A 25,220-nucleotide genomic window follows, 5' to 3' on the forward strand; every position below is an offset into this window, starting at 1 on the left:
GGCCCGCGCTTGCTTGAGGTCTTGAAGATCGAAACCCCGCGTTCACTCACGATCGGATGCCGTAGCCGCTCGCGGCCCCGCTGTGGTAGCAAGCCGGCAGCCACTTGACGCTCCGATGGCGGCGCGACATCTCGTCGTGACCGTAGGGTGTCCTCGGGTGGCTTTTCCCGAATGGCGCCTCCCGAGCTTCGACCCTGTCGTTGCTGGAGGCCCTCATGCCCACATCCGAAACTCCCGTGCTGGAGTTCGTTCTCACGAACTACAAGAACTTCAACGCGCGCGCGACGCGCGATGCGCTCCTGGCGTACTGGGAGCACATCTCGAAAGGCGGCCGCATGTTCTGGAGCGTCGCGGGAGCGATGTCTTCAGCGCAGCTCGGCATCACCCTCGCGCCCGCCATCCGGGCGGGGCTGATCCACGGCCTGTCCGTGACGGGGGCCAACCTGGAGGAGTCGCTCTTCCGGCTCGTCGCCCACACCGCGTACAAGGACTTCCCGGAGTACCGCTACTTCACCAAGCAGGACGACACGCGCATCCTCGAGCAACGGATGCGGCGGGTCACCGACACGAGCATCCCTGAGGACGAGGCGTTCCGCGCTGTCGAGAAGCTCGTCGTCCCGATGTGGAAGGGCGCCTCCGAGCGGGGCGAGCGGCGCTTCTGGCACGAGTACTTCTACGAGTTCATCCAGGCGCTCGACCCCTCGGTATACGAGGGTGACCCCGAGGCGTGCTGGTTGCTGGAGGCGGCGCGGCACCGGCTTCCCATCGTCGTGCCGGGCTACGAGGACTCGACGTTCGGGAACATCTTCGCGTCCTACGTGAAGACGGGCGAGTGCAACGCGAGCATCGTCAAGTCGGGCATCGAGTACATGGCCGACTTCTACGACCGCTACGCGGAACTCTCGGCGGGCCAGGGGGTGGGCTTCTTCCAGATTGGCGGCGGCATCGCCGGTGACTTCCCCATCTGCGTCGTTCCCTCGACGAAGTATGACTTGCAGAAGCCGGTGAAGCCCTGGGCCTACTTCTGCCAGATCAGCGACTCGACGACGTCCTACGGCTCCTACTCCGGGGCCACCCCCAACGAAAAGATCACCTGGGACAAGCTGACGGAGACGACGCCCATGTTCGTCATCGAGTCGGACGCCACCATCGTCGCGCCGCTGATGCTGCGCGCACTGCTCGAGTGCCAGGCCCAGCCGGAGCAGGCAAACGCGCTCATCGCCAGGCAGAGAACTCCCAAGTTCACCTGGTAAGGAAACTGGCTCTGGTACGCACCGGTGATAAAGGGCCTGCGCGATTCGCCCAAGGCTCATCCCCTTGAGCGCTGCAAGCCCTTGGGTTCATGAAAGGCATTGCAAGCCTTGGCGACGTGCACCGCTACCGCATTCATTGCCCCTCGAGGACCCTCTCTTGAAAACCCTCTCCACCAGCCTATGGCTGGCACTGCCCCTGGCGCTGATCGCGAGCTGCTCGCCTTCTTCTCCCGTCACGGGCGCTGTCCAGGTCGCCGTCTCCGTCCCCCAGGCGCTCTCCTCCAGTGACGTCACCCGCATCCAGGTCACTGTCTCTGCCGCCGACATGGCCTCCCTCTCCGTCGAGCTGGCCAAATCCAACGGCTCCTGGGGCGGCCTCATCGGCAACATCCCGGCGGGCTCCAACCGCTCCTTCCTCGCTCAGGCTTATGACGCCTCTGGCACCCTGCGCTTCCAGGGACAGACCTCTGGCGTCACCCTTCCCCCCAACCAGACCACCGCTGTCGCCCTCACCCTCCAGGAGCTTTCTCCTCCTCCGCCCTACGGCAATGAGGCCCCCGTCATTGATTCCCTGGTTGCCTCCTCCACTTCTGTCCTGACGGGCGGAGTGCTCTCCCTCACCGCCATCGTTCATGATCCCAACCCAGGCGACACCCTCACCCTGGCGTGGACCGCTTCTGGCGGCTCCTTCTCCGACCCGGCCGCCGCCGCCTCCTCCTGGACGGCGCCTTCCTCCAGCGGCGTCCAGACCCTCACCCTCACCGTGACGGACTCTCAGGGCGCCGCCGTCTCCGTCTCCCTGGCCATCAACGTCTCCTCCGATGCCGCCACTGGCAACGCCGCCCTCAACATCTCCTTCAACCTCTGGCCTGTCGTCTCCAAGGTCTCCGCTTCGCGCAACCTCCTCGCCCCAGGGCAGTCCACCTCCGTCTCCACCCTGGCCTCCGACCCGGATGGCGATGCGCTCTCCTACCAGTGGACCTCCTCCTGCCAGGGCACCTGGACCCAAGCCTCTTCGAGCACCGCCTCCTTCACCCCTTCCTCGATTCCCGCGGGCACCTGCAACAACTGCCGCCTCAGCGTCACCGTTCAGGACGGCCGCGGTGGGCAGAGCACGGGCTCTCTCTCCCTCTGCGTCGCCGCCTCCTCCACCGAGCGTTTCGCGCCCCGCTTCTCCCACTTCTACCAGTCCGCCACTTCCACCTCCCCGGGCCAGACGGTGACCTTTGACGTCACCGCGCTGGATCCCCAGTCCTCTTCCCTGACGTTTGCGTGGACCGCCAACCCCGGCTCCCTGGGCACACCCGCCAACGGCGCCTCCACCAGCCGCATCACCTGGACGGCTCCCTCCTGTACTCCCGCGAGCACCGCCTCGGTCATCACCGTGACCGTCACCAACGCCTTCAACCTGTCCGCCACCCAGAGCTTCTCGGTGGCAGGCTTGCCCGCCTGTGTCACGGGGTGGGCCGGCACGGGCTCCATGGCCTCGCCTCGCATGCAGCACACGGCAACGCTGCTGCCCAACGGCAAGGTCCTCATCGCGGGGGGCCGCTACAACGGCGGCGGCGCCGACATCGTGGCGATGGCGGAGGTGTACGACCCGGCCTCGGGCTCCTGGAGTGCGGCGGGTTCCATGATCGCGCCTCGTTTCCAGCACACAACGACGCTGCTGCCCAATGGCAAGGTCCTCATCGCGGGAGGACGCGGCAGCGCCTACCTGGCAGCGGCGGAAGTGTACGACCCGGCCACGAGCACCTGGAGCGCGACTGGCTCCATGACCACACCTCGCCTCCTGCACACAGCGACGCTGCTGCCCAATGGCAAGGTCCTCGTGGCTGGGGGATACACCGGCAGCATCTACACGGCGGCGGCGGAGGTGTATGACCCAGTCACGGGCACCTGGAGCGCGACCGGATCCATGGTCGCGCCTCGCTATGTCCACACGGCGACGCTGCTGCCCAATGGCACAGTCCTCGTCTCGGGAGGATACAACGGCACCAGCAGCTACCTGAGGACGGCGGAGGTGTACGACCCGGCCTCGGGCACCTGGAGTGCTGTCGGTTCCATGAGCACTTATCGCGGTTTCCACCCGGCGACGCTGCTGCCCAACGGCAAGGTCCTCGTCTCGGGGGGAAACCGGAGCAGCACCGACTCCTCGAACACGGCGGAGGTGTACGATCCGGCCTCGGGCACCTGGAGCGTGACGGGTTCCATGGTCGCGATTCGCAGTGGCCACCCGGCAGTGCTGCTGCTGGATGGCAAGGTCCTCGTCACGGGGGGAGGCAACCTCTCGACGGCTGAGGTCTACAACCCGGCTTCGGGCACCTGGAGCTTTGCTGTTCCCATGGCTGCTGCTCGCGGTGGCCACTCGGCGACGCTGCTGCCCAATGGCATGGTTCTCGTCGCAGGGGGAACCAATGGGAGCAGCGGCGTCCTCGCGACGGCGGCGGTGTACTCACCCTGAGGAGTGAAGGGCGCGCCCGCTCTACCTCAACTCCGGTGGCGCTCGGCGACGCGGTAGAGCTGGGTGAGGGAGAAGTCCAACAACGCCTGCCGCGAGCGCAGATACTTGAAGGCGCGCACGAAAGGCAGCCACACCCGTGAGCCCACGCGCACCTGGGCCTCCTCCAGCTTCTTGCGCGGAATCCACTGGCCACCCAGGTGGCGTACCAGCACCTCGCCCAGGTAGGCGCCCACGCTGGGCACCGCGCGCTGGTCGATGAGCTGGCGCTCGAAGATGCGAGGGAAGTCCTCCCACCAGAGGTGGAAATCCAGGTCTGTGAGGGACTCGGGGCTGAGCTTGAAGAGGGAGGGCACCTCGGTGTGACGCATGGCCACCATGGACTCGGCCAGCAGTGAGTAGTGCTCCAGCGTGGCCTTCATGTCCGGCACGTCCGAAGGCAGGGCGGCGTGGGCGGGCAGCCACTCCTCGGGCTCGGGGGGCGGGTGGATGTTGAGCTCGGCCACCCGCCGCTGGCGCATGGCCACGCTCGTGTGAGCCACCAGGCGAGAGAAGAAGGGGGCCACCTCCGGGGGGAAGCGCGGCTCGACAGGGATGAGGGCGGCGCTGCGCTCGTGCAGCGAGCGCAGCACGGTGTCGTAGTCCAGTTCCGGGCGCAGGTGCACGTGCGCGCGGGCCTGAGCCTCGCGGGCCTCCGGTCGAGTGAAGTCGGCGGCCGTGGGCCAGGTCACCAGCAGCACCGAGCCGTTGGGCAGTTCCTCCACCCGGTGGGCCGGGGTGGACAACATGCGCTCACGGCCCGCTTTCTCCACCAACGCGGACCCGAACACGTTCAGCCAGCACACCTCGTAGATCTGGTCGAATCCGTCCCGGTGCAGGGTCTGGTCATCTCTCCCATAGTTGGGCGCATCTGCCAGATGTTCATCCGCTCCACTGTGAGCTTTCGCATAGCGCACGGGGTAGTGGGAGGACCAGGCGCGCACCAGCTCCACGAACCTGCGGCAGTGCTCTTCCTCGTTGAAGAAGGTCAGTGGCTGCACATGGAGGCTGACACTCAGCGTTCGAGACGACGAAGGGCCATAAGAATCGAGTGTCAACGCGGCATACGGAGGTGTCGCATGATTGAGTCCGATGATGGTCGCCCCAGACTCGTCGCTCCTCTCCGCCCAGGATTGCCAGAAGGCTGCGCGACTGTACTTTCGGCGGCGCTGACCCTTGATGAAGTCCGGCATCCACTCCCCGGCGTACTCCTCGAGCGCATCGAGGAAAGGCGTCAACGCGCGTTCGATGTCCAGCTGACCGTCGAAGACCCCCTCCCAAGAGAGGTCGAGGCTGTCCTCTACATCCAGGTCCTGCATCGTCAGGAACTTCATCGAACCAGGATCTCCACGCCTGGGACCTTTGTCTTCGCTTTCCCCATGGCTGTCTTCAAGTCCCCGCGCTTCTGCGGTAAGAGCATGCCTCCCTCGTAGACCAAGCGGACGCGCTGCACTGTCGCGCTCAGCCTGATCGAAGGGCGGCGAATGTCCACCGTCCCTCCATAAGAGTCCAGGGCCGCTCGCGCATCCGTTGTCATTTGCGCGTTCAGCGCGTCTCCCTCCAACAGCGCGAAGTAGCGGCTCTTGAAGCTGAAGGTCTCCACGCGAGGAGACTGGCCCGCCGGGGGCTGCTCCTCGATGACGAGCACGTCCGCGTAGCGGACGCCTGGAATGCCGGGCTTGGAGAGGCCCACGTGTGTCTCGATGCGCGGATGGTGGAAGTCCTGGAGCCACTGGCGCTGCGCTCGCGGCAGGCGGGCATCCGCGTACAGCAACTCCACCATGGCGCGCTCGAAGGCCAGCCCCCGGGCGAACGCCCCACGCATCTGCTCATAGGCTTCCCATCGCAGCGGACCTTGCGCGGCCTGGCCCTGCTCCAGCTCCGTGAGCCGTGCCTGACGGTAGGCCCGGTACTCCTCCCACAGCGCATAGCCCTCCGGCACTCCGGGCGGCGGTGAAGACAGCGTGGCGTGCAGCTTCTTCAGCAGCGCCACATCCCCCGGCAGGCGCGGGCCCTGCGCCTCCAGTTCGGCCCACTGCAGCTTGGCTTTCAGCACCTCCGCGCTCAGGCCAGCGGCCTCGTCCACCAGCGCAGCCATTGCGCCCAGCGTCCCGGCGGCTGCCTTGGGCTCGGGAACTCCCGGGCGTTCGGAGGAGGCCTCGGCCAGCCAGGCCTGCGCCCGGGCCACGTTGCCCTGGGCCTCCCACAGCGCCACGGCGGCTCGCTCTCCTCCGGCACCCACCAGCACCGCTGCTTCCCGGCTGGCGCGCATGTAGCGGGCCAACTCTCCCACTCCCTCCACCCCCAGCCGCTCCGTCATCTGCCACGCGATGTTCCGCAGCACCTCCAACCTCAGCTCTGGTAGGGACAGTCGTGCGCCGACGCCTCCTGCCCTCCCCAGGGAACGGGCGGCCTTGCCTTGCGCATACAGCGCCACCAACAGCGCTGCAGGGGCCAGCTCCCGCGTGGCCTGCTCGTACTGACGCTGTACCAGCTCGCCCAGCCCGTGCGCGGTGCCCACTCCCAGTTGGTAGAAGCCCAGCGGCACCCCGAAGGTGAGCTGATCAAAGGCGCCCAGCGCAGTGTTGGCAGGAGAGAAGTGCTCGGCGGCCAGAGCGCGCTCCAGCGCCCAGGCTGCCTGCTGGTAGGCCGGGGGCAGTTGTTGGAGGTGCGCGGCCATGTTCGCGTAGCGCGCCCCCTGGCTCACGGCGCTGCTGTTGAGCGCATCAGCAGCGGCTTTGCCCAGCCCGCGCAACACGTCCGAGCGTTGCTCTGCGCGCTCCGGAAAGGCTGCGAGCTTCAGGCCGCGCCGCTCCAGTTCCTGGCGCACCGCCTCCATGTGCCCGAGCGTCTGGCTCAGCTCCTTGTCCTTCGCCAGAAGCAGCAGCAACTGCTCCAGCTCATCGTCGAAGCTGGTGTGGACAATGAAGAGAGCAAACACCTGGGCGTAGGCGCCGTAGTCACGCGAAGCCTGGAGCAGGAAGGAAGCACGTTTGGCGACGAGGGTCCGAGAGGCCTGGGCATCCACCAGCGGCCCCAGTGTGCCCAACTGCACGGCGCTCCAGTCGTCCAGCCGCTCCACCAGCAGTGCCATGTCCACATCGCGCTGCAACGCCAGGTACGCGCCCACCGAGGGACACCCCAGCAGGGGCACCAACAACTCCTCATCACTGTCGGCGTGTTGCGGCCAGCCCTGGGGCAGCGGGCCACACGGGGGCTCGACTTCACCTGGCTCGATTCGCTGCGCAAGCCTCGGCGGTGCCGAAGGCCGTGCGCCCCAGCGCAGCGCCAACTCCCGGCGGTGCGCCCGCTGCTGGTAGAAGGCTTCCGAGCCGGGCGGCGTCGGCAGCGTGGCGCAGCCGGTGAGCAGCAATCCCACCAGCAGCGCCAATACCCCTCCGCGCTCCGATCGCGGCAGAGCCCAGCTCCCTTCCGTTCTCATCAGAAGCCCCCCACTCATTGCCTGGAGGGCTTCACGTTAGGGCAGTGCGGCCCCCGCACCGATGACACCCGCAGTGTTTCTCAGAATCCAAGATTCTGGCGACCACAAGGACCCGGAGGCCACTCGCAACCCGGAGAGAGGAGCCGTAGAGAACAAGAGTGGCAACTCAAGAGCCGGCGAAAAGATCCAACTTCACGGTCTGTGCGCAAACAGGTGCAGCGGCTCTCTTCCCTCTCCTCGGGTGACCTGTGAAGCATCTCGCCTTCATGCTGATAGGCACTCTCGCGGCCTGCACCACCCCGACCCTCCAGGCCAAAGGAGACACGGCGCCGCTCGAATTCGAAGAAACGCGGCCGTCCGTGGAGCGCCCGCAGCACGCGCTCGCGCTGCTGGGGGGAGTGGTCTCGTTCACGGATGGAAAGAGCCGAAGCGAGTTGGTGCCCGCCAAGCCCGCGGTGGCGCTGGTGCTCCGCCTCGAAGATCAGCCCCTCACGAACCTCGGCCTGCTCATGGACATCAGTGGCAGTTGGGGCCAGAGCCGACTCGAGCTGGTCCCCGGCTCCCATGTGCCCTTTGGCTACACCCAGCTCTCTCTGGGTCTGGGCCTGCCCTACCTGTGGCGATGGGAACGGCTGTCGCTGTATGCCGGGCCGCGCGTCGCTGCGCTCTACCTGCGTCGGTCCTTCCAGATGGAGGCCTTCTCCGGTGCGCAGCAGTATCTCACCGCGAGCCCCGGCGTGGTGGGCGGCATGGTACTGAGCCTGGGCGAACGGCTGGAGGTGCTCGCCCAAGCGCAGCTCATGTTCACGTACGTGGTCATGGATGGCCAGGGGCAGACCGTGGGCCTCACGGGCGGATGGGCGGGAATGGGGTATCACTTCTGAAGGCTCGATCTGGAGTGGCCCCTCCCCCCAGTCTCATTCCGTGGACTGCACCGTCTCGCGCCGTGGACTGAGCGGGTGGCGCGGCATGGCGCCAGGTTCGGTGGCGCACTCATAAGCATCTGAAATCACGGGACTCTCCATCGGTGGAGCGCACGGCCCAACGCGTGCACTGGGCGGCAGTCGCTTCGACTGACTTCACCGAGAGAACCGATGCCAAGCCGCCAAGAAGGATGGAAGTGGATCCACCCCGTGATGCTCGCGTGGGTGCTCATCATCACCCTGTTGCCTGGAGCGAGCCGCGCCAGCGCGGACATCGTGGTCATGGAGAACGATGGTTCTTCCTACGATCACCCGGAGGAATCCTCCGATGCGTTCCTGGCGAGGGGCCGAGTGGCGCAGCGGTTCTACGCAACGCATACCGACTCCTACGACTTCCTGGTGGTGCTGCCGACGTTCGACACGATCCTGGGCAAGGATGCCGACGGCCTCCACGTGGGGATCAGCAACCAGGTCTCCGGCATTGGCAAGCCGCTCTTCGACAACAGCCCGGGCTTCGGCAACGCCCACCGCCTCAAGGGCTACATCGATCTGGGCGGGCTGAGACCAGGGTCTCCGTCCTCACTCCAATGGGAAGCTGTCGTGCTCGCCCATGAAGTGGCCCATCAGTGGTCGGGCCAGACGCGCTTTCGGGAGACGTCCTCGGCTCCTCTGAGCCAGGAGTTGCTCGGCAAGGATGGCGCGCACTGGAGCTTCTTCCTCGACTCGGATGCCTCGGTGCTCCACGGCTCGGACTGGGAGCCTCGGGGCCCGCAGAGCTTCGAGTCCGTAGCGCGGCAGGGCCGTTACTCCGCGCTCGACCTCTACCTGATGGGCTTCTTGAACTCTCAGGAGGTGGCGCCGATGTCCCTGCTCACCCCTACCGAGGATGAGCCTCTCAATGATCCGACCGCCATCCCCCCCGTGAATGGCACGACGATCTCCGCGACCTCCCGAGAGGTGAGCCTCTCCCAGATCATCCAGGCGGAAGGGCCGCGGACCCCCAACAGCTCGAATTCCCAGAAGCATTTCCGCGCGGCGTTCATCCTCCTGACGCCGAAGGGGCAGACCGCGACGGCCGCGCAGATTGCCTACGCCGACTCGCTCCGCCATGCCTTCGAGAACCACTTCTTCTTCCTCACGCGCGGACGGGGTGCCTTCGAGACGGATCTCGTGGAGCAGGCGCCCGGCACCGTCACGAGCACGCCGGGCGTGGAGCTTGGCCTCTCGTATCTGCTGTCGCGCCAGAGCCAGGCGGGGAGTTGGGGAACGACGCAGGAGGCGGCCCTGCGTGAGACACAGCAGGCCATGGAGGTGCTGCGCCTGTTCCTCTCCAGCGAGGGAGTCTCCACCTCGCTCACCAAAGCCAAGAGCTACCTTCAGGGCCGTCATCCGACGGACGTAGATGGACTGGCGCGCCTGTCGCTCGCGACCCAGGACCTGAGCGATGGGGCTCAGGGCCGGCTGCGCGCGCTGCTTCAGCCCGCGGGAGGAGTGGGGCTTTCTCCCGGCTACCGCTCCACCCTGCTCGACACGGCACTGCTGGGACTGGCGTTGACGCTGTCTCCCTCCGCCCCCGATGCGACTCCCGCGGTGACGGAGTTCCTGCTCAATTCGCAGAACGCCGACGGCGGTTGGGCCGCGCTGCCCGGAGGCCCCAGCCGGTTCGAGCCCACGGCCCTGGTCCTGGACTACTTCTCCCGGGTTCCGAAGACGGCGAGCATCAGTGCAGCGGCGAACAAGGCGCTCCAGTTCTTCCACAGCCGCTACACCGCGCAGGGCTTCCTGGATGAAGGTCCGCGAGCAGCGGCGACGGGGTGGGCGGTCATGGCGCTGTCGCAGTGGCAGAAGCTGACGCCGAGCGAGGCGGCGGGTGCCACGCAGACCCTCTGGAAGCGGCAGCGGCAGGATGGGAGCTGGGAGGCGTCGGTGGTGGACACGGCGCTCGCCCTTCGTGCGCTGCGCATCCTGCTCACGCCCAATCTGGTGGTGAAGTCGGCGGACATCTCGCTCTCCGCCTCCTCCGTGATGGAGGGTGAGAGCGTGCTCGCGACCGTGAGCATCACGAACACAGGCTATTCCAAGGCTGAGAACGTGCTGCTCAAGGCCTTCGACTCCAACGGCAACCTGCTCGGCGTTGCGGCCCGACTGACTTCCATTGAGCCCGGCGAGCGCATCTCGACACAGGTGGTGCTGGACACCCACAACGCCGCGGGCTCGATCCAGGCGTTCTTCGTGGTGGACCCGGGCGGTGAGATCGACGAGGGCCAGGAGTCCGACAACCGGGCCGCGGTGCCCTTCTTCGTGTCGCCAGCCCCGACGGTGCCGGACCTGTTCGTCCAGGCGGGCAGCGTCACCGTCAACCCGGCGTCCATCAACCATCTGCCAGTGCAGGTGGAGGTGTCCGCGCGCGTGGGCAACCTCGGCAAGGTCGCGGTGGGCCAGCCGGTGAACGTCGTAGTCCGGATGGGGACGCAGGCGCTGGCCACGTCTCAAGTGACGCTCGGCGCGCAGTCGAGCCAGCCCATGACCTGGCAGATCCAGCTCACCGCCCTGCAGGCCGGCGGCGTCATCACCGTGGAGGTGGATCCGAGCGACGCGGTCCCGGAGCCGGTCGAGACCAACAACCAGCAGACGGTGAAGCTCGGGCTGACGCCTGGGGTGGACCTGCGCGTCACCTCGCTGACGGCTCCGGCGACTGTGGACCAGGGGCATGACATCGCCTTCCAGTACGCGCTCGCCAACGGCGGCACCCTGGAGGCGCAGTCCACGGGCACGCTGGAGATCCTCTCCAACAGCGGAGCCACGATCGCGACACTGCCGCTGCCTTCCCAGCTCATCAGCGCGGGAGGCCAGGCCACGGGCCAGCTCGTGTGGCGTGCGAACACCGCGGGCTCGCTCAAGGCGGTTTTGAAGGTGCAGTACCCGGGTGATCTCGATTCCAGCAACAACACCGGCTCGGCCCTGTTCACAGTGCAGGCGTCGTCCCTGCCCAACCTCCTGGCGGTGGGCAACAGCTTGACCCTCACTCCCGAGCATCCACTGGAGACCCAGCCGGCCACGGTGCGCGTGACCGTCCGCAACAGTGGCCAGAGCGCGGCCCGGGACTTCACCGTGGACCTTTACCTCGGGGTGCCCGAGTCCGGCGGGACGCGCTTCCACCGGGAGCAGGTCTCGACGCTGGCCGCTGGCGCCACGCTGGCCGTCACAGGGACGCTCACCCTGCCCCAGGATGCGCCGAAGGCACTCTACGTCGTCGTGGACGGCACCGAGGCTGTCTCGGAGTTCGATGAAGACGACAACCGGACCTTCCTGACCTTCTCCTCCCTGCCCATCGCGGACCTGGTGGCTTCCTCCGCGGGCATCCGGCCGGACCCGGCCTTCCCGCGCGAGAACACTACGGTGCCGGTGACGGTGGTGGTGCTGAACGCGGGAGGCCAGCGCGCGGAGAACATCCCGGTCGAGTTGCTGCGAGTCACCTCCAGCGGGAGCGAGGAGTCCATCGGCCAGACCTCCATCTCCGCCATCGAGGCGGGCCAGAGCGGTGAGGCCATCATCTCTTGGAACACCACGGGCCTGCGCGGACCACAGAAGCTGGTCGCGTTCATCAACAAGGGGCAATCGGTGCCCGAGCAGCGCACGGACAACAACCGCGCCGAGCGGCAGGTGTCGGTCCAGGATGCAGCGCTGGCGCTCTCCGAACCCTACTTCTCGCCCAACGGAGACGGCATTCGCGAGACGACGGAGATCACCTACCGCCTCGCGACTGAAGCGCCCGTGGAGGCTCGCATCGAGGATGCGCAGGGGCGCACGGTCCGAGTCCTGACGGCGGCCACTGCCCTCGCTTCGAGCCTTTCGTGGGACGGCCGCTCCACCGAGGGCCGGATCGTCCCGGATGGCACCTACAGCATCCACGTGAGGACCCAGGCTGCCGCATCGGCGACGCTCCTGGGGACGCTGACGGCCGTGGTGGACACCAACCGCACGCTGCTGGACAGCTCCGAGCCCTCGTCCATCGAGGTGGAGAGCCTGCAAGGCACTGCCAATGCTCAAACGCGCAACGGGCCCGCTGCCGCGATGCCGGATGAGAGTGGCGTCGTGTTCTATCGCCAGGATTCCGAGGGATGTGGGATCTACGCCCAGTCACTCGATGGTGCTCCCGCGCGCCGCCTCACACCGGACGGTTGGTCTTGTAGCGCCTATGCCTCCTGGTCCCAGGGGCTGGCGGTCAGCCCGGACGCACGCTGGGTCGCCTTCCATGGCCTCAAGGAGTGCCCTGAATTCAACCGGTGCAGCACCCTGGAGCTCCTCTCGATCGCCAATCGAAGCCTGATCCAGATCGCCAACAACGGAGATGCTCAGGGACGATTCCTCCAGGACCAGGTGTCCCCCGCCTTCAGCAGGGATGGGTCTCGCATCTTCTTCGTGACCCGGGAGCAGGCTACGAGAGACTTCACACTCGAAGAAGCCCGCGTCGATGGGACGCAGCGGCGCATCCTTGCGCGCAGCACACCCGCCCCCGTCGAACTCAGCGTGTCTCCCGCGGGAGACAGACTGGCTGTCGTCAACCAGAGCGGGGCTCTGTACTTCATCCATCTGCCGGAGGGCACCCGCGAGGACTTCCTTCCCACTGGGACCCTTTCCGGCTTCACGTCAGACGGCAACATCCCGGTCGAGGTGAACTCCGAGATGAACCGCCGCCATGATTGGGAGGCTTCCGGCGAGATGATCTCCTACGCGGCTCCAGGCCTGCTGGAGAGCGGCGAGGACCTCTATGACCTGGTGCCCATCGCCCCGAAGCTCGAGCAGAAGGAGCTGAAGACCGGCAGGATCCAACAGCTCTTCGCGGGCGCCTTCCACTCCAGGGACTTCCTCCCAGAGGCAGCCGCGCTCGCCGTCAACCCCATCAGTGGAGGCACGGCCTTCCGCCATTGGCCGTTGCTGAGCACCCACGCTCAGATCTGGACCGTCTCGGCTTCTGGAACGGCGCGCATGCTCCTGCCCTACGATGTGGGTGCGCTGCGCTGGTCACCCGGGGGCAGCTTCCTGTTCGGCTTCGTGAACACGGGGGATGGAGGGGGTGAACCCCTCGGCGCGGTCGTCACGAGGGACAACCTCTTCGTGAAGCTGACAGCGACCCGGACTTCCTCGTCCGCGGCCATGACCTTCCAGGGCACGGCGGCCGACCTGAACTTCGAGGAGTGGCAGCTCGGAGTCCGCACCTATGGCTCCACGGGTTCCTTCGTGACGATCGCGGCCTCCGCCACGCCCGTGCGCAACGGGTTGCTGACCGAGTGGGTTCCTCCCGCGCCCGGCATGTATGAGGCACGACTGCTCGCGAAGGATCGCGCCGGCAACGTCCGCACCCGGACCGTGGCCTTTGGTTACAGCCTGAGTCCTGCCGTGGCCAACGTCACGCGCGCTCCCGAGTACTTCAGCCCCAACGGAGATGGGGTCCTCGACTCGACCGAGCTGCACTACAGCATCACCCGAGCGACCATCGCCGACTTCCAGGTTTTGGACTCGCACAACCAGGTGGTCCAGCAGTCGTTCCTGAACCACCCTCAGGCCGGTGACTTCACGCTGAGCTGGAATGGCCGTGATGCCAATGGCCAGCTCGTCCCGGACGGCACGTACACCCTGATGCTCGATGGCACGCGCCTCTCGGTGGTAGTCGACAACACGCCTCCTGTCGCGCAGCTCGCGCTGGCGGCGCTGCCCGAGGCCGCGGGCTCACGTCTGCCGGAGCCCTACCTCTATATGGACGTCCTCCCGCAGGACGTCGTCGCCAATGCGGCCGCCGATGATTCGCTTCGTACGACCGAGCCAGTGCGGATCGTGGGCGCGGGTACGTCCTGGAAGGTCCAGGATGCGAACCTGAAGGAGTGGACCCTCGAGGTCTCTCCGTCCGACGACCCGTCCGTGAGTCGGCCGCTGCTCACGGGGACCCAGCCCGTCGACAAGACCCAGCCCTTCCCCATCGCGCAAGTGCGAGGTCCCTTCCGGCTCCGTGCCAAGGACCTGGCCGGCAATCAGGCGCTCACGGTTCCCGTCCAGCTCAATCCGCCGCAACTGTTCGTCACCCTCGGCGGCAGCGCGCAGCAGCTCAGCCAGTACTGGCTGCTGCCCGGACAGGTCATGCCTCGGGTGCTGCCATTCACCAACGCCACGATGGCCGTCGACGGGACCACAGTTCTCCCCCGCGTCGAGGGTGGGAAGTACGCCTTCGGCCTCAACACCAGCGATGGCAGCCCTCTGACATCGTTCTCGGTCGCGTACCACCTGCCGTCGGGCGCGTGGGTCATGGACTCGCAGAATGTCTCGGCCCTGGGCGAGAACATGGTCATCTGGGATTCGAACTCTTCGGGCGGCGTCTCCGAGTTCGAGATCCGCGCCCTGGACACCCAGGGCAATACCCTCAAGGCGGCCGTGCGCCTCACGAACGGCTCCGAGGGAGGACAGTACGCCCGGACGGCCTGCGTGAAGACGCGAGGCGGTGAGACCACGGTGATCTCCTCCATCGTGGGCAATGCGCTGACCATGCCCGAGGATCTCGCTGCTGGCTCCAAGTGGCGCTTCACCTCGGTGGCGACGCAGACGGTGACGGAGTTCCCTGTCCACGCCGAGCTCCTCCACACGAGCCAGGGTCTCCGCATCAAGGAGTCGCTCCCCACCTCCAGCCTGCCCGAGTGCCAGTACTCCGTGCAGTTCCTGGGCACCCATGTGAGCGGCACGCCGCTCGTGGACCTGCTCTCCGTGGATTTGTGCAAGCCCCAGGTCACCCTGAGCCAGAACGGGATGTCCGTCTCTGAGTCGTTCCGTCAGGGCCTGCGTTCCATCGAGGTGTTCGTCGAGGATCATGCGCGGCAGATCGTCGTCGCCCGCTTCGATGCGTTCGAGGGCACGTCTCCGATCCACCCGATCGACCGCTCGCTGTTCCCGGATGCAACGGGCTTCGTTCTCCGCGCTCGGGCCACGCTGACGGATGGGACTCGCGTCCTGACCCGTCCCAACCTGAATCCTGCCGACCCCAAGCTGCTCGACCCCGGTTGCAACGATGAGGCCGGGTTGGAGTTCCCCCAGGCGAAGGTGGAGCTTTCGTCTCTGTCGCGAGATGCGGACGCGCCGCTGTGCAGCATCCACGAGCCCCTCTATACGTCTCGGATCAAGGGCAACGGCGGAACGGGGCAGCAGCTCCAGGCGCTCGATGTGCGCATCGTCACTGCGCAGGGCGAGCCGGTCGCGCAGCCCCAGGTCTCGGGTGTCGTTCTCGGGTCTTCCGTCGTGGACGCAGTGGTGCGTATCGACTCCAAGACGCTGCAGAAGGGCAACTACCTGCTTCGCGCTTCGGCCACCTGGTCCGACGGAGCGGTTTCGAACGCTGTCGAGCAGCCTGTCTACATCGACAAGACGCCTGCCCAGGCCCTCATCACGAGTCCAGCGGCCGTGGGGCGCGTCTGCCCCGAAAGCCGCCGAGGTTCGAATGGCGCCATCGAGCAGATTCTGACCGTGCAGGGAGCCGTCTCTGATGACCACCTCGAGTCCTATGAGCTGTTCGTCGGTTCGCCGGATGGCGAGCCGCAGCGGGGCTCCAAGGTCGAGTTCAACACCTCGGTTCCCAGCTCGTTCCAGGGTGTCCTGGGGACGATCGATCTGTCTCAGCGAAGCCATCAGCTCGAACTGCTGCTGAGCGCGCGAGACGTGAGTGGTTCCTCTTGGTGCGCCACGCCCGTGGTCGTGGAAGTGGCTCAGCCTCCGTCCATTGGCTCGCTCCTGGTATCGCCCACCCTCTTCTCTCCGGATACGGATGGCGCTCTCGACGCCACGACGATCGGTTTCACAGTGGATCAGGCTGTGTCGTACGCCGTCTCAGTCGAGACCGGGACGCAGAGCCACACGATCCTCCAGGGCCAGACGCCTCAGGGGAGTGCTTCGCTGAGTTGGAATGGCCCCCTGGAAAATGGCTCGCACCTGCCCGACGGCGACTACACGCTGCGGCTGCGCGTGACGAGCGCCTGCGGCATGACCGATGAGGCCGCCACCCTGGTTCGTCTGGATACGAGCGCGCCGGTCGCCCGGATCGACTTCCCTGCAGAAAACCAGGTGCTGGGTGGGTCCTTCACGGTCACAGGTGCTGCCACCGACGTGAATCTGTCGCGGTACGAGCTGTCCCTCGGCGAGGGTGCTTCTCCGACAAGCTTCGCCCCTATCGCTTCGGCCCAGACTGCTGCCTCCGGAGTCCTGGGCGAGGTGGCTCTCGCGAGCCTGCCGATGGGCCAGTACACGCTGCGGCTGGTGGTCGAGGACAAGGCAGGCCACTCCACCCAGGTGCTGCGACACTTCCAGCACCAGCCAGCGGCACTGCTGCGCGCTGCCTCCGTGATGCCCACGATCCTCTCTCCGGATGGTGACGGGATTTCGGACACGGGGTCCCTCAACGTCATGCTGGCGGCTCCCGCGACCGTGAGCGCCGTCCTGCTGGACCCGGCGGGGCATCCGCTGCGCACGCTGGTGCAACCCACCGCTCTTCCCGCCAGCACGAGCCAGCTTCCGCTCACCGTCGCGGCCCTGCAGGGGCTCCTGGACGGCGTCTACTCGGTGCGAGTGACGGCGGACTCGGGCTCGAACACGGAAGATTCCCTTGCCTCGTTCGAGATCGACATCAGCAAGCCCCATGTCGTGTTCAGTTCGCCAGTGGCAGGGAGCGTCCGAGGGGCTGAGCTCACCGTGGAAGGCATCATCGATGATCCCCACCTCGAGAGCTGGACCCTGACCCATCAGGCCCCTGGAGAGAGCACCGGGCACACGATCGCGAGCGGCATTGCGACCTCCTCGGGGCTCCTCGCAGTCCAGAGTGGACTCACCGAGGGAACCCACCAGCTCACGCTCAAGGCCAGTGACCGGGCGGGGCACTCCCAGGAGCAGTCCGTGTCCTTCACCGTGGACACCACGTCTCCTGTCGTCTCGTTCCTCTCGCCGGCCAATGGAAGCAACCTGTCGGGCAGCGTTGCTCCGCTGGAGATCCGCGGCCAGGCCGAGGATGCCCACCTGCGGTCGGTGAGCCTCGAAGCCCACACGGTCAACGGCACGCAGACGCTCTTCTCTGGCTCAAGCCTGCCTCCCGATGGCCTGCTGTCTCACTGGGCCGTGGGCTACGATGCCGATGGCCCGGCCGAGCTGCACCTGAAGGCCGAGGACTCCGCTGGGAACACGGCCGAGAGCCTCCTCTCATTCGTGCTCGACAGCACTCCTCCCGTGGCGACCCTCTCCGAGCCTCACGGCTCGACGCGTGGGGAGGGACTCGTGTTCCGCGGCTCCGCCACCGACGCGAACCTGTCCAGGTGGGAGCTGGAACTCGGCCGGGGTACGTCCGCTTCTGAGACCTCGTTCCAAATGATCGCCAGCGCTTCGCAGCCGCTGGACTCCGGAACCTTCGCGACGCTCGCCTTCGTGGGGGATGGCTCCTACATCGCTCGCCTCCGGGTCATCGACTCCGCTGGCAATGTGTCCGTGGACGATGAGTCCTTCACCATCGACTCCATCGCTCCCCTGCCCTCGCCGGCACTGTCCGCGACCGTGCAGCGGCCTAACACTGTCACGCTCACCTGGGAGCCCAGCCCTTCGAGCGATGTCACCGCGTATGAAGTCCGCAGGGCTTCTGGCAGCGGCTCGGCCGTCGTCATCGCAACCGTTGGCGCGGACATCCGCGCCTACGTGGATGGCGGACTCCTGGACGGCCGCTTCCGTTACTCCGTCGTGGCGCGTGACGCGGCTCACAATGCCAGCAACTCTTCGCCCGAGGCCCAAGTGGAGATCGACTCCACGCCGCCGATGGTGTCATGGCTCGCGCCGACGGCCGGTGAGCAGGTGCGTGGCACGTACGAGCTCCAAGGCACCGCGTACAGCCCGAGCGACTTCCGCGAGTACCGCGTGTCGATCGGCGCTGGCAATGCCCCCACGGCCTTCACGCTCCTGACACGCTCCCTGCTGCCTGTGAGCGCCGGGCGTCTCGGCGAGCTGGCCGCAACGGGCCTGCCCCAGGGATCGATCCAAACCCTGCGCCTGGAGGCCGAGGATCTGATCGGCAACGTGAGCGAGACCCGCGTCGCGTTCCTGATCGACAACCTGCCTCCCGTGACGCCGACGCTCGCCCCCCTGACTGTGGCGGGTTCGACGGTCACCCTCTCCTGGCAGACCACCGCCGAGGATGACCTGCTCGGATTCGTGATCTTCCGGGATGGTGCGCCGCTCGGAACGCCGAGCAACTCGAGCCCTCAGGACCTCCGGCCCTACGCGCTCCCGGCCGATAGCCGGAGCTTCCAGGATCTGAAGGTCCCGGATGGCTCGCACACCTATTCGCTCGTGGCCATCGACCGGGCGGGCAACGTCAGTCCTTCCTCCAGCCGTGGCCCTGTCGTCATCGAGACGCGAGCTCCCGTGGCTCGCATCGTCGAGCCCAGCCAGCGCGAGCGGCTGCGCCAGGACACCTGGCTGGTGGCCCAGAGCGAAGATCAGGACATCGCGTCGATCACCTTCGAGAGCCGTGCTTCCCCCACCGGGACGTTCACTGCGCTGGGGGCTCCGGCGACCCAGATGCCGTTCACCCGGCTCCTGCCCCTGTCGCAGGTCAGCGGCCGCGTCGTCGAGCTGAGGGCCGTGGCGAAGGACGGCTCGAACAAAACCGATGCCGCGCCTGCGTCGATCCACGTGCTGAAGGAGGCGATCCCTTCCAAGCCGTCGGCGACCGCCCTCATCGATGGCGACCAGGTCGAGATCTCCTGGACGAATACCAACCCGGCCGGGCAGCTGACAGGCTTCGAGCTGTCCGAGGACGGTGTCATCGTGACCCAAGCGCCGGAGCGGTGGCCTGGCACGGCGGCCGCCTCGTCCGGCACGCCCGCGAACGCCTATGACGATGCGGGGACTTTGACGTCCTGGACGCCCCAGGGTGCGCTGCCTCAAGCGTGGACACTGACGCTGACTCAGCCGGTGCTCCTGCACGGAGTCACCCTGGTGACCAAGGGCACGTCGACAGTCCGGCTGGAGGCCCAGATCGCAGGCTTCTGGGTGCCGCTCGCCTCGGATGTTCTGGCCATTGCCTCCTCCAATACGACGCACACGCTGGACCGGGCTGTCGAGGCCCAGGCGATCCGGGTGACGTTCCTGAGCCTGAGTTCGGGCACCACCGCTCTGTCCGATGTGCAATTGGACGCGGTGCCGCTGGAGCATGGCTCCTCTACCGTGCTCAGCGCCGTCTTCCCCGGCCAGCACACCTACCGCCTGCGAGCGATGGGCTTCGGAGGCACTCCCTCGGAGGCAGAGGAGCTCTCCGTCAACATCTATGCCCCGCAACTCGAGGCCGAGGTGGCGGAGACTCCGGGCACCAGCGTCAAGCTGCTGGGCCATGACGTTCCCCCATCCGCACGGGTCGAGGTGTTCAATGAGAATGGCGTGGCCGGTACGACCACCGCGAACGCGCAGGGCGGTTTCGAGCTCACGGTGCCCCTGGTTCCGGGTGACAACACCTTCCAGGCTCAGGCGACGGATGCGGCTGGCAACCGCAGCCTTCCTTCCGAGCCCGTGACGGTGGTGAGCGACCCGGCTCCGACCGCGGGCCTCACTCTCGCGCTCACCGGTGTGACGGCCTCGGACGTCTCGCTCTCGCTCTCCGTGGCGGGCGATGCGTCGAATGTGGCGGGCTACGCGCTCGTTCGCGAGGGCAACGAGGGAACGGTGGAGCTGCCGCCGTCCTCGGCTGCCGCGCGAAGCTTCATCGACCGGGGCGTTCGCAATGGCACGTACACCTACCGTGTCCACGCGTTCAACGCGCGTGGATTCCGAGGTCCTGCCTCGAATGGCGCCACGGCGACAGTGGCTGCTGCTCCCCCCGCCTCTCCCGTGGATGTGGCGGTCGAGCCCCTGCCGTCCGGAGGTGCGCTCTCGGTGACCTGGTCTCCGGGGGATGCCCGTACCGTGGCCTATCGCGTGGAACGTGCCATCGGGGCGACGGGGGCCTTCGAGGCCCTCGCTGGCTCCGAGCACGTGCTCACCACCGAGATCATCGATCGGCCGCTGAACGACAGCGCTCTGTATCGGTACCGGATCCTCGCCCTGGATGCGCTCGGGAACCTCAGCAGCCCGTCTCTGATCGTCTCGGGTGTGCCTGTGGACTCGACGCCTCCGGCTCCGCCGCACCTGATGCACCCGACCGTAGCGGGCAAGCCCGTGACGGTGTCCAGCCCCACCGTGGCCATCTCCGGTCTCACGGAGGCCGGCACTCACGTCACCCTGCTCCGCAACGGCGTGCCCACGGCCGAGGCCATCGCTGGCGCTCTCAGCGTCGAAGCCGTTCCCCTGGAGCTGAGTCTCACTCCGGCCAGCACCGGCTGGGCTTCCGCCGATGGCGAGCGCCTGGCCTATGCCGTGGCGGATGGCATGACGGCACCTCCGCGCCTGGCCGTTCAGTCGCGGACCGGTGAGTTGCTCGGGACCTTTGGCAGCCCCTCGTTCTCCTCCATCCAGCGAGCGACCTTCTCGCCTGACGGAAAGAGCGTGGCCGTCGAGGCGTTCTCCTCGTCGACCTACCGCTCCGAGATCCACATCGTGAACATCGCCACCGGCGAGGTGCACAAGGCGGGCAGTGCCTCCCTGGGCGATGAGACCTCCGCTACGTGGTCCGCGAACTCTCGCGAGCTGGCCTATGAGGTGGCGCTCTCCAGCGCCTCGTCCTCGATCGTCGTGGTGGACACGGTGGCGGGCACGCAGCGCTCGCTCACGGGTGAGGCGGGAGCCCCGCTCATGGCACCTCGGTATGCGCCGGGAGGAAGCACGCTCTTCGCGCTCACTCGGAGTGGCGACACCCAGCGACTGCTGCGGATGGACCCGGTATCCGGTGCCTCCACCTCGCTGTTCGAGGCAGAGTCCATCGAGCGAGACTATGCCGTCTCCGCCGACTCGGCGCGCATCGCGCTCGTCGCGACGCTCAATGGGATGAAGGATCTGCACACCGTCTCCGTGTCGACGGGAGCCTCCGTACTGCTGACCCACGGGCAGGAGGTGGAGAAGAACCCGGCCTTCTCTCGAGATGGACACCAGCTGGCCTTCAGCAGCGGCAATTTCCTGGTGCTCCAGGAGGATGGCCGGCAGCAGCGGTTCAGCGGTTCCACGGGTCTCTGGCTGTCCTGGACACAGGAGGGGACACTGCTCACTTCTGTGGGCATGGGCCTCTCGCGTCTGGAGTGGGGCGCTCGGTTCGAGTTCACCGGCGTGAGCCTGCAGCCTGGAACCACCGTGTTCTCCGCGACCGCCACGGACGCGGCTCAGCGCACGAGCCTCGCCGCAGCTCCGATCCAGATCACGCTGGACGCAAGCACCCTGCCTGACCTCGTCGCGGAGGTGGAGCTCCGTCCCGAGGTTCCCCAGGTCGGACACCCGTTCGACGCGTTCGTGACCGTCCGCAACCAGGGCGGTGGCGCGGCGCCTGCCACGACCGTCTCGGTGGCGGTGTTCTCTCCGGATGGGCAGTCCCTCACCCCGCAGCCGATCTCCGTGCCGGCGCTCGCCTCGGGCGGCATGGCCACGGCGCTCGTGCCCTTCTCGCACCCGACACTCCAGGGTCCGCAGATCCTGGAAGTCATCGTCGACCCCGAGCAGCAGGTGAAGGACCCCGTGCGCGACAACAACCGCGTGCGCTATCCCTTCTCCCTGGTATCGGATGAGCAGCTCATGGTGGCCCTCTCCGTCTCTCCCCAGACGGTGGATGTGAACGGCAACAGCATGGCCACCATCACCGTGTCGAACCCGGGCTCCGAGAAGACCCTCGATGTGGAGACCCGGCTCGTCACAGCGGACGGAGAGCTCGTGTTCCAGTTGGGTGAGACCGAACACCTCGCGCCCCTCGGGGCGGGCCGGAGCAGAACGTTCACGCGTCCCCTGGCCGCCGGCCAGACACTCGCGGGCTCGTACCAGGTGAAGACGGTGGTGCGTCAGGGCACCGCGGTCCTCGTGGAGACGGCTGCGCCGTTCACCATCAACGCGGACCGTGCCGCGCTCCTGCGCATCTTCGCGTCGCGCTCGAGCTACGGTCCCGGAGAGGCCATCGCGCTGACCGCCTCGGTTCGCAACGACTCCCGGAACAGCTTCCTGGACGGTGCGAGCTACATCCTCACCGTGACGAACGGGGCGGGGACCACCGTGCAGGGGCAGACCACCGCGCTGCCGCTGCTGACCCAGGGGGCCAGCTACTCGGTGAACACGGAACTGTCCGCCGCCGGGCTGCCTCCCGGGCAATATGAGGCCCACGGCGTGGTCATGCTCGGAGCGCAGCAGCTCGCGACGGCCTCCACACACTTCTCCATCGTGGGACGCTCGCAAATCGTGGGGACGGTCTCGGTCCTCGGCCAGGGTACGCCTCCGGCGGTCCGCGCGGGCGAGCCGCTGACGGTCGCCTTCGAAGCAGGCAACACCGGCACGGCTGCGGAGCAGTGCCTCGTGCTCCGGGTGGCCTTCATCGATGCCCTGACGAACCAGACCCTGGACTCGTATGCCCTGCCAGCCCAGCCGCTCGAGGTGGGCGGAACGCTCTCCGGCATGCACGGCTTCTCCACGAGTGGCCTGCCGCTGCGAAGCTACGCGGTGTACCTGATCGCGGAGTGGCCGAACGGAACCTTCCAGACGCTCTCTTCAGCGAGCTTCCGGCTGGCGGACGGACAGGCTCCCACGCTGCGGGTCATCAACCTCCTGAACGGCAAGTTCCTCCCGGGCGGCGTAAACCCAGTGGTTCAGGCCACGGATCCGGAGTCCGGAGTGGTCACCGTCTACGCCAAGGTTCCTGGAGCCCAGAGACGCGACCTGGCGCTGGTCAGTGGAAACACCTTCGATGGCAACTGGAGCGGCGATGCCGGCGTGTGGGAAGGCACCAACCACCCCACCTTCTTCGCCGTCGATGCCGAGGGTAACATCCGCTCGCTGAGCACGACCATCATCGTCGACCCGACTCCGCCTCAGATAAAGGTGACGGGGGTGACCGAGGGTTACGTGTACAGGAGAGCTCCCAGCCCCGTCGTGCAGGCCACGGATGAGTACCTGGCCTCGGCCGTCAGCTACCTAGACAACCAGCCGTTCACCTCTGGCACGCCCGTCACGGAAGATGGAACTCACGATCTGCTCGTCCAGGCGACGGATCTCGCCGGGAATCAGACCTCTCAGACCCTACGGTTCACGGTGGACACCACGCCGCCCGCCATCTCCATCAGCGGGGTGACGGAGGGGGGAGTGTTCCGTCAGAGCGTGGTGCCCGTCGTCACCATCCGGGACCGCGACCTGCTGGAGTCCTCCATCAGGCTGGACAACGCACGCTTCATCCCCGGAACGGTGGTAACGGCCGAGGGCAAACACATCCTGCGGGCCAGTGCCACGGACCGAGCTGGAAACGAGACCGAGCGTCAGCTCACCTTCACCCTCGACCAGACTCCGCCGGCCATCACCATCACCGGCGTCTCGGAGGGAGCGCTGTACTCCAACGCCGTCACGCCGGTCATCGACATCCAGGATGCCCACCCGGGCACCCAGGAGATCCGACTCAATGGGGTTCGCTATACGTCCGGCACGAGCATCGACACGGATGGCAGCTACACACTCACCATCCATGTCGAGGATCTCGCCGGGTGGGTGACGGAACGGACCGTGCGGTTCTCCGTCCAGACCCAGTGGGTGAATGTCTCGCCGAACACCGCAGTCTCCTTCGCCCGGGTGCTGGCGCTCATCCGGGCTGGCACCTGTACGCCCACGGCCGCGGAGGTCCAGCGGGTCCAGGGGCTCCTCGAGGCGGAGTTGGGTGGCAAGGATCGGCTCCTCACGGTGACGACGGATGAGGCGGCTTTCCTCGAGTCCCTCCGTGCAGGCGTAGCGAACGTCGTCATCGTCTTCAGCCTGGGCAGCACGGGGAGCGAGTGCAGTGAGACCGTCGCCCCGCTGGAGCTCGATCCTACGGACACGGAGGCCATGAAGGTGCGCAAGGCCTGGTCGATCGAGCTGACCGAGCAGGTCTTCGCCGGACATGCCGGGCTCGTCGTCATCCGCTCGCGCACGGAGGACATGCCGCTGCTGCGCGAGGTGCTCGGGGTCGACTTCCGAGGCCCGACGCAGCAGGGACAGGTGCAGCTGCCGTCCTCCGCGCTGCACGGGCCTGCCTACCTGAGCGCTCCGGGTGGAGGTGCCATCCTCCAGGCGCTGAAGGCTTCCGTTCAGCCCGTGGCGACCTGGTCCGGGAATAGCGACAAACTCTCCGGAGCGCTGACCACGTTCGGCCAGGGTCGCTCGGTCACCTTCGGTGTCGACCTCTCCAGTGCCCTGCCCACAACCAACGCGGCGTTCACCCTCAGCAGCTCCGTGGCCTACGTCCTGCCGCCGCCGTCCGAGCCCTCTCCTCTGGGAGTCCAGGGTGTCGAGCTGCGGCTGAGCAGCCCGTTCCGAGCCACCCAACTGCGCTCCGTGGAGACGCTGTCCACCGAGCTCACCGCACTGTGGACCTCGTCCCAGGGCACGTTGGTTCCGGGCGGCCGTGGCATCGTCTGGGAGGACTCGCTGGAGAAGGGCGCGACGCGCGGCTGGCGCTTCCTCGTCCGACTGCCGGAGTCCTCTGGAAGCTACTCCGTGTCCGCCTCGGTCAGCGCACTCCAGGGGGCCGCGACACGCGACATGGGTACGTGGAAGCTGGACCTGGAACAGCCGCTGCCTCCCAGCGAACTGGTCGCACGGGTCAGGCTTGCCCTCAAGCCGCTCCTTGAGCAGAACCCGGCCGCGGTGAGCAAGATCGAGGCCCGGCTCCAGAGCGTGGAGGCTCGCGAAGTCACCCAGCGGTCGGACATCGAGGCCCAGTTCGAAGAGCTGTTCCGTGCCATCGAGACCACACAGCAGATGAGCGGAGAATCGGCCCAGGTCCGCAAGGCCCTGGGGGATCTCCTCCACTACTGGGAGGCTCGCTGGTACCTGCAGTAATTGAAGCGGACCCTTCCATCGTGCCACTGACATGTCAGCGCCTTGCTTGACGTGTCAGTGGCGCACCCTGGTCGGACCCTCCACCGCTCCTTCCAGACGGCTCCCTC

The 25,220-nt window shown here is 67.0% G+C and carries 6 protein-coding genes; 4 read left to right on the forward strand and 2 right to left on the reverse strand.

Annotated elements, in window-relative coordinates; translation table 11 throughout:
- Positions 1-215: 215 nt before the first annotated feature.
- Together KY501_RS16835 and KY501_RS16840 are read left to right on the forward strand one after the other, a co-directional pair.
- Positions 216-1,253, forward strand: a complete 1,038-nt coding sequence (locus KY501_RS16835; RefSeq protein WP_224364162.1) for a deoxyhypusine synthase family protein — start codon at positions 216-218, stop codon at positions 1,251-1,253.
- 157 nt (positions 1,254-1,410) lie between these two features.
- Positions 1,411-3,717 (forward strand): Kelch repeat-containing protein, encoded by a 2,307-nt coding sequence (locus tag KY501_RS16840; RefSeq protein WP_224364163.1) that lies wholly within the window; start codon positions 1,411-1,413, stop codon positions 3,715-3,717.
- Between the two features lie 26 nt (positions 3,718-3,743).
- Here the strand turns inward: KY501_RS16840 and KY501_RS16845 are convergent, their stop codons facing one another.
- Both KY501_RS16845 and KY501_RS16850 read right to left on the reverse strand, forming a co-directional pair.
- On the reverse strand, positions 3,744-5,087 hold the full coding sequence (locus KY501_RS16845) for a hypothetical protein (protein WP_224364164.1): 1,344 nt from the start codon (positions 5,085-5,087) through the stop codon (positions 3,744-3,746).
- Positions 5,084-7,195 carry a hypothetical protein gene (locus KY501_RS16850; protein WP_224364166.1) on the reverse strand — a complete coding sequence of 704 codons (2,112 nt, stop codon included), beginning with the start codon at positions 7,193-7,195 and terminating at the stop codon, positions 5,084-5,086. Before KY501_RS16850 ends, KY501_RS16845 begins: the two co-directional genes overlap by 4 nt.
- Positions 7,196-7,461: 266 nt before the next feature.
- Between KY501_RS16850 and KY501_RS16855 the strand changes: the two genes are divergently transcribed.
- Together KY501_RS16855 and KY501_RS16860 are read left to right on the forward strand one after the other, a co-directional pair.
- Positions 7,462-8,079, forward strand: coding sequence for a hypothetical protein (locus KY501_RS16855; RefSeq protein WP_224364168.1), 618 nt, complete (start codon positions 7,462-7,464; stop codon positions 8,077-8,079).
- Between the two features lie 210 nt (positions 8,080-8,289).
- A complete protein-coding gene (locus KY501_RS16860; RefSeq protein ID WP_224364170.1) occupies positions 8,290-25,113 on the forward strand; it encodes a CARDB domain-containing protein in 16,824 nt (5,607 codons plus the stop codon).
- Positions 25,114-25,220: the final 107 nt, after the last annotated feature.

This window comes from Hyalangium versicolor, assembly GCF_020103695.1.
Classification (GTDB): Bacteria; Myxococcota; Myxococcia; order Myxococcales; family Myxococcaceae; genus Hyalangium; species Hyalangium versicolor.

Bases quoted from the DNA above. Each gene is read 5' to 3' on its own strand.
- KY501_RS16835 (WP_224364162.1), top strand. From the start codon at position 216: ATGCCCACATCCGAAACTCCCGTGCTGGAGTTCGTTCTCACGAACTAC.
- KY501_RS16845 (WP_224364164.1), bottom strand. From the start codon at position 5,087: ATGAAGTTCCTGACGATGCAGGACCTGGATGTAGAGGACAGCCTCGAC.
- KY501_RS16850 (WP_224364166.1), bottom strand. From the start codon at position 7,195: ATGAGAACGGAAGGGAGCTGGGCTCTGCCGCGATCGGAGCGCGGAGGG.
- KY501_RS16855 (WP_224364168.1), top strand. From the start codon at position 7,462: ATGCTGATAGGCACTCTCGCGGCCTGCACCACCCCGACCCTCCAGGCC.
- KY501_RS16860 (WP_224364170.1), top strand. From the start codon at position 8,290: ATGCCAAGCCGCCAAGAAGGATGGAAGTGGATCCACCCCGTGATGCTC.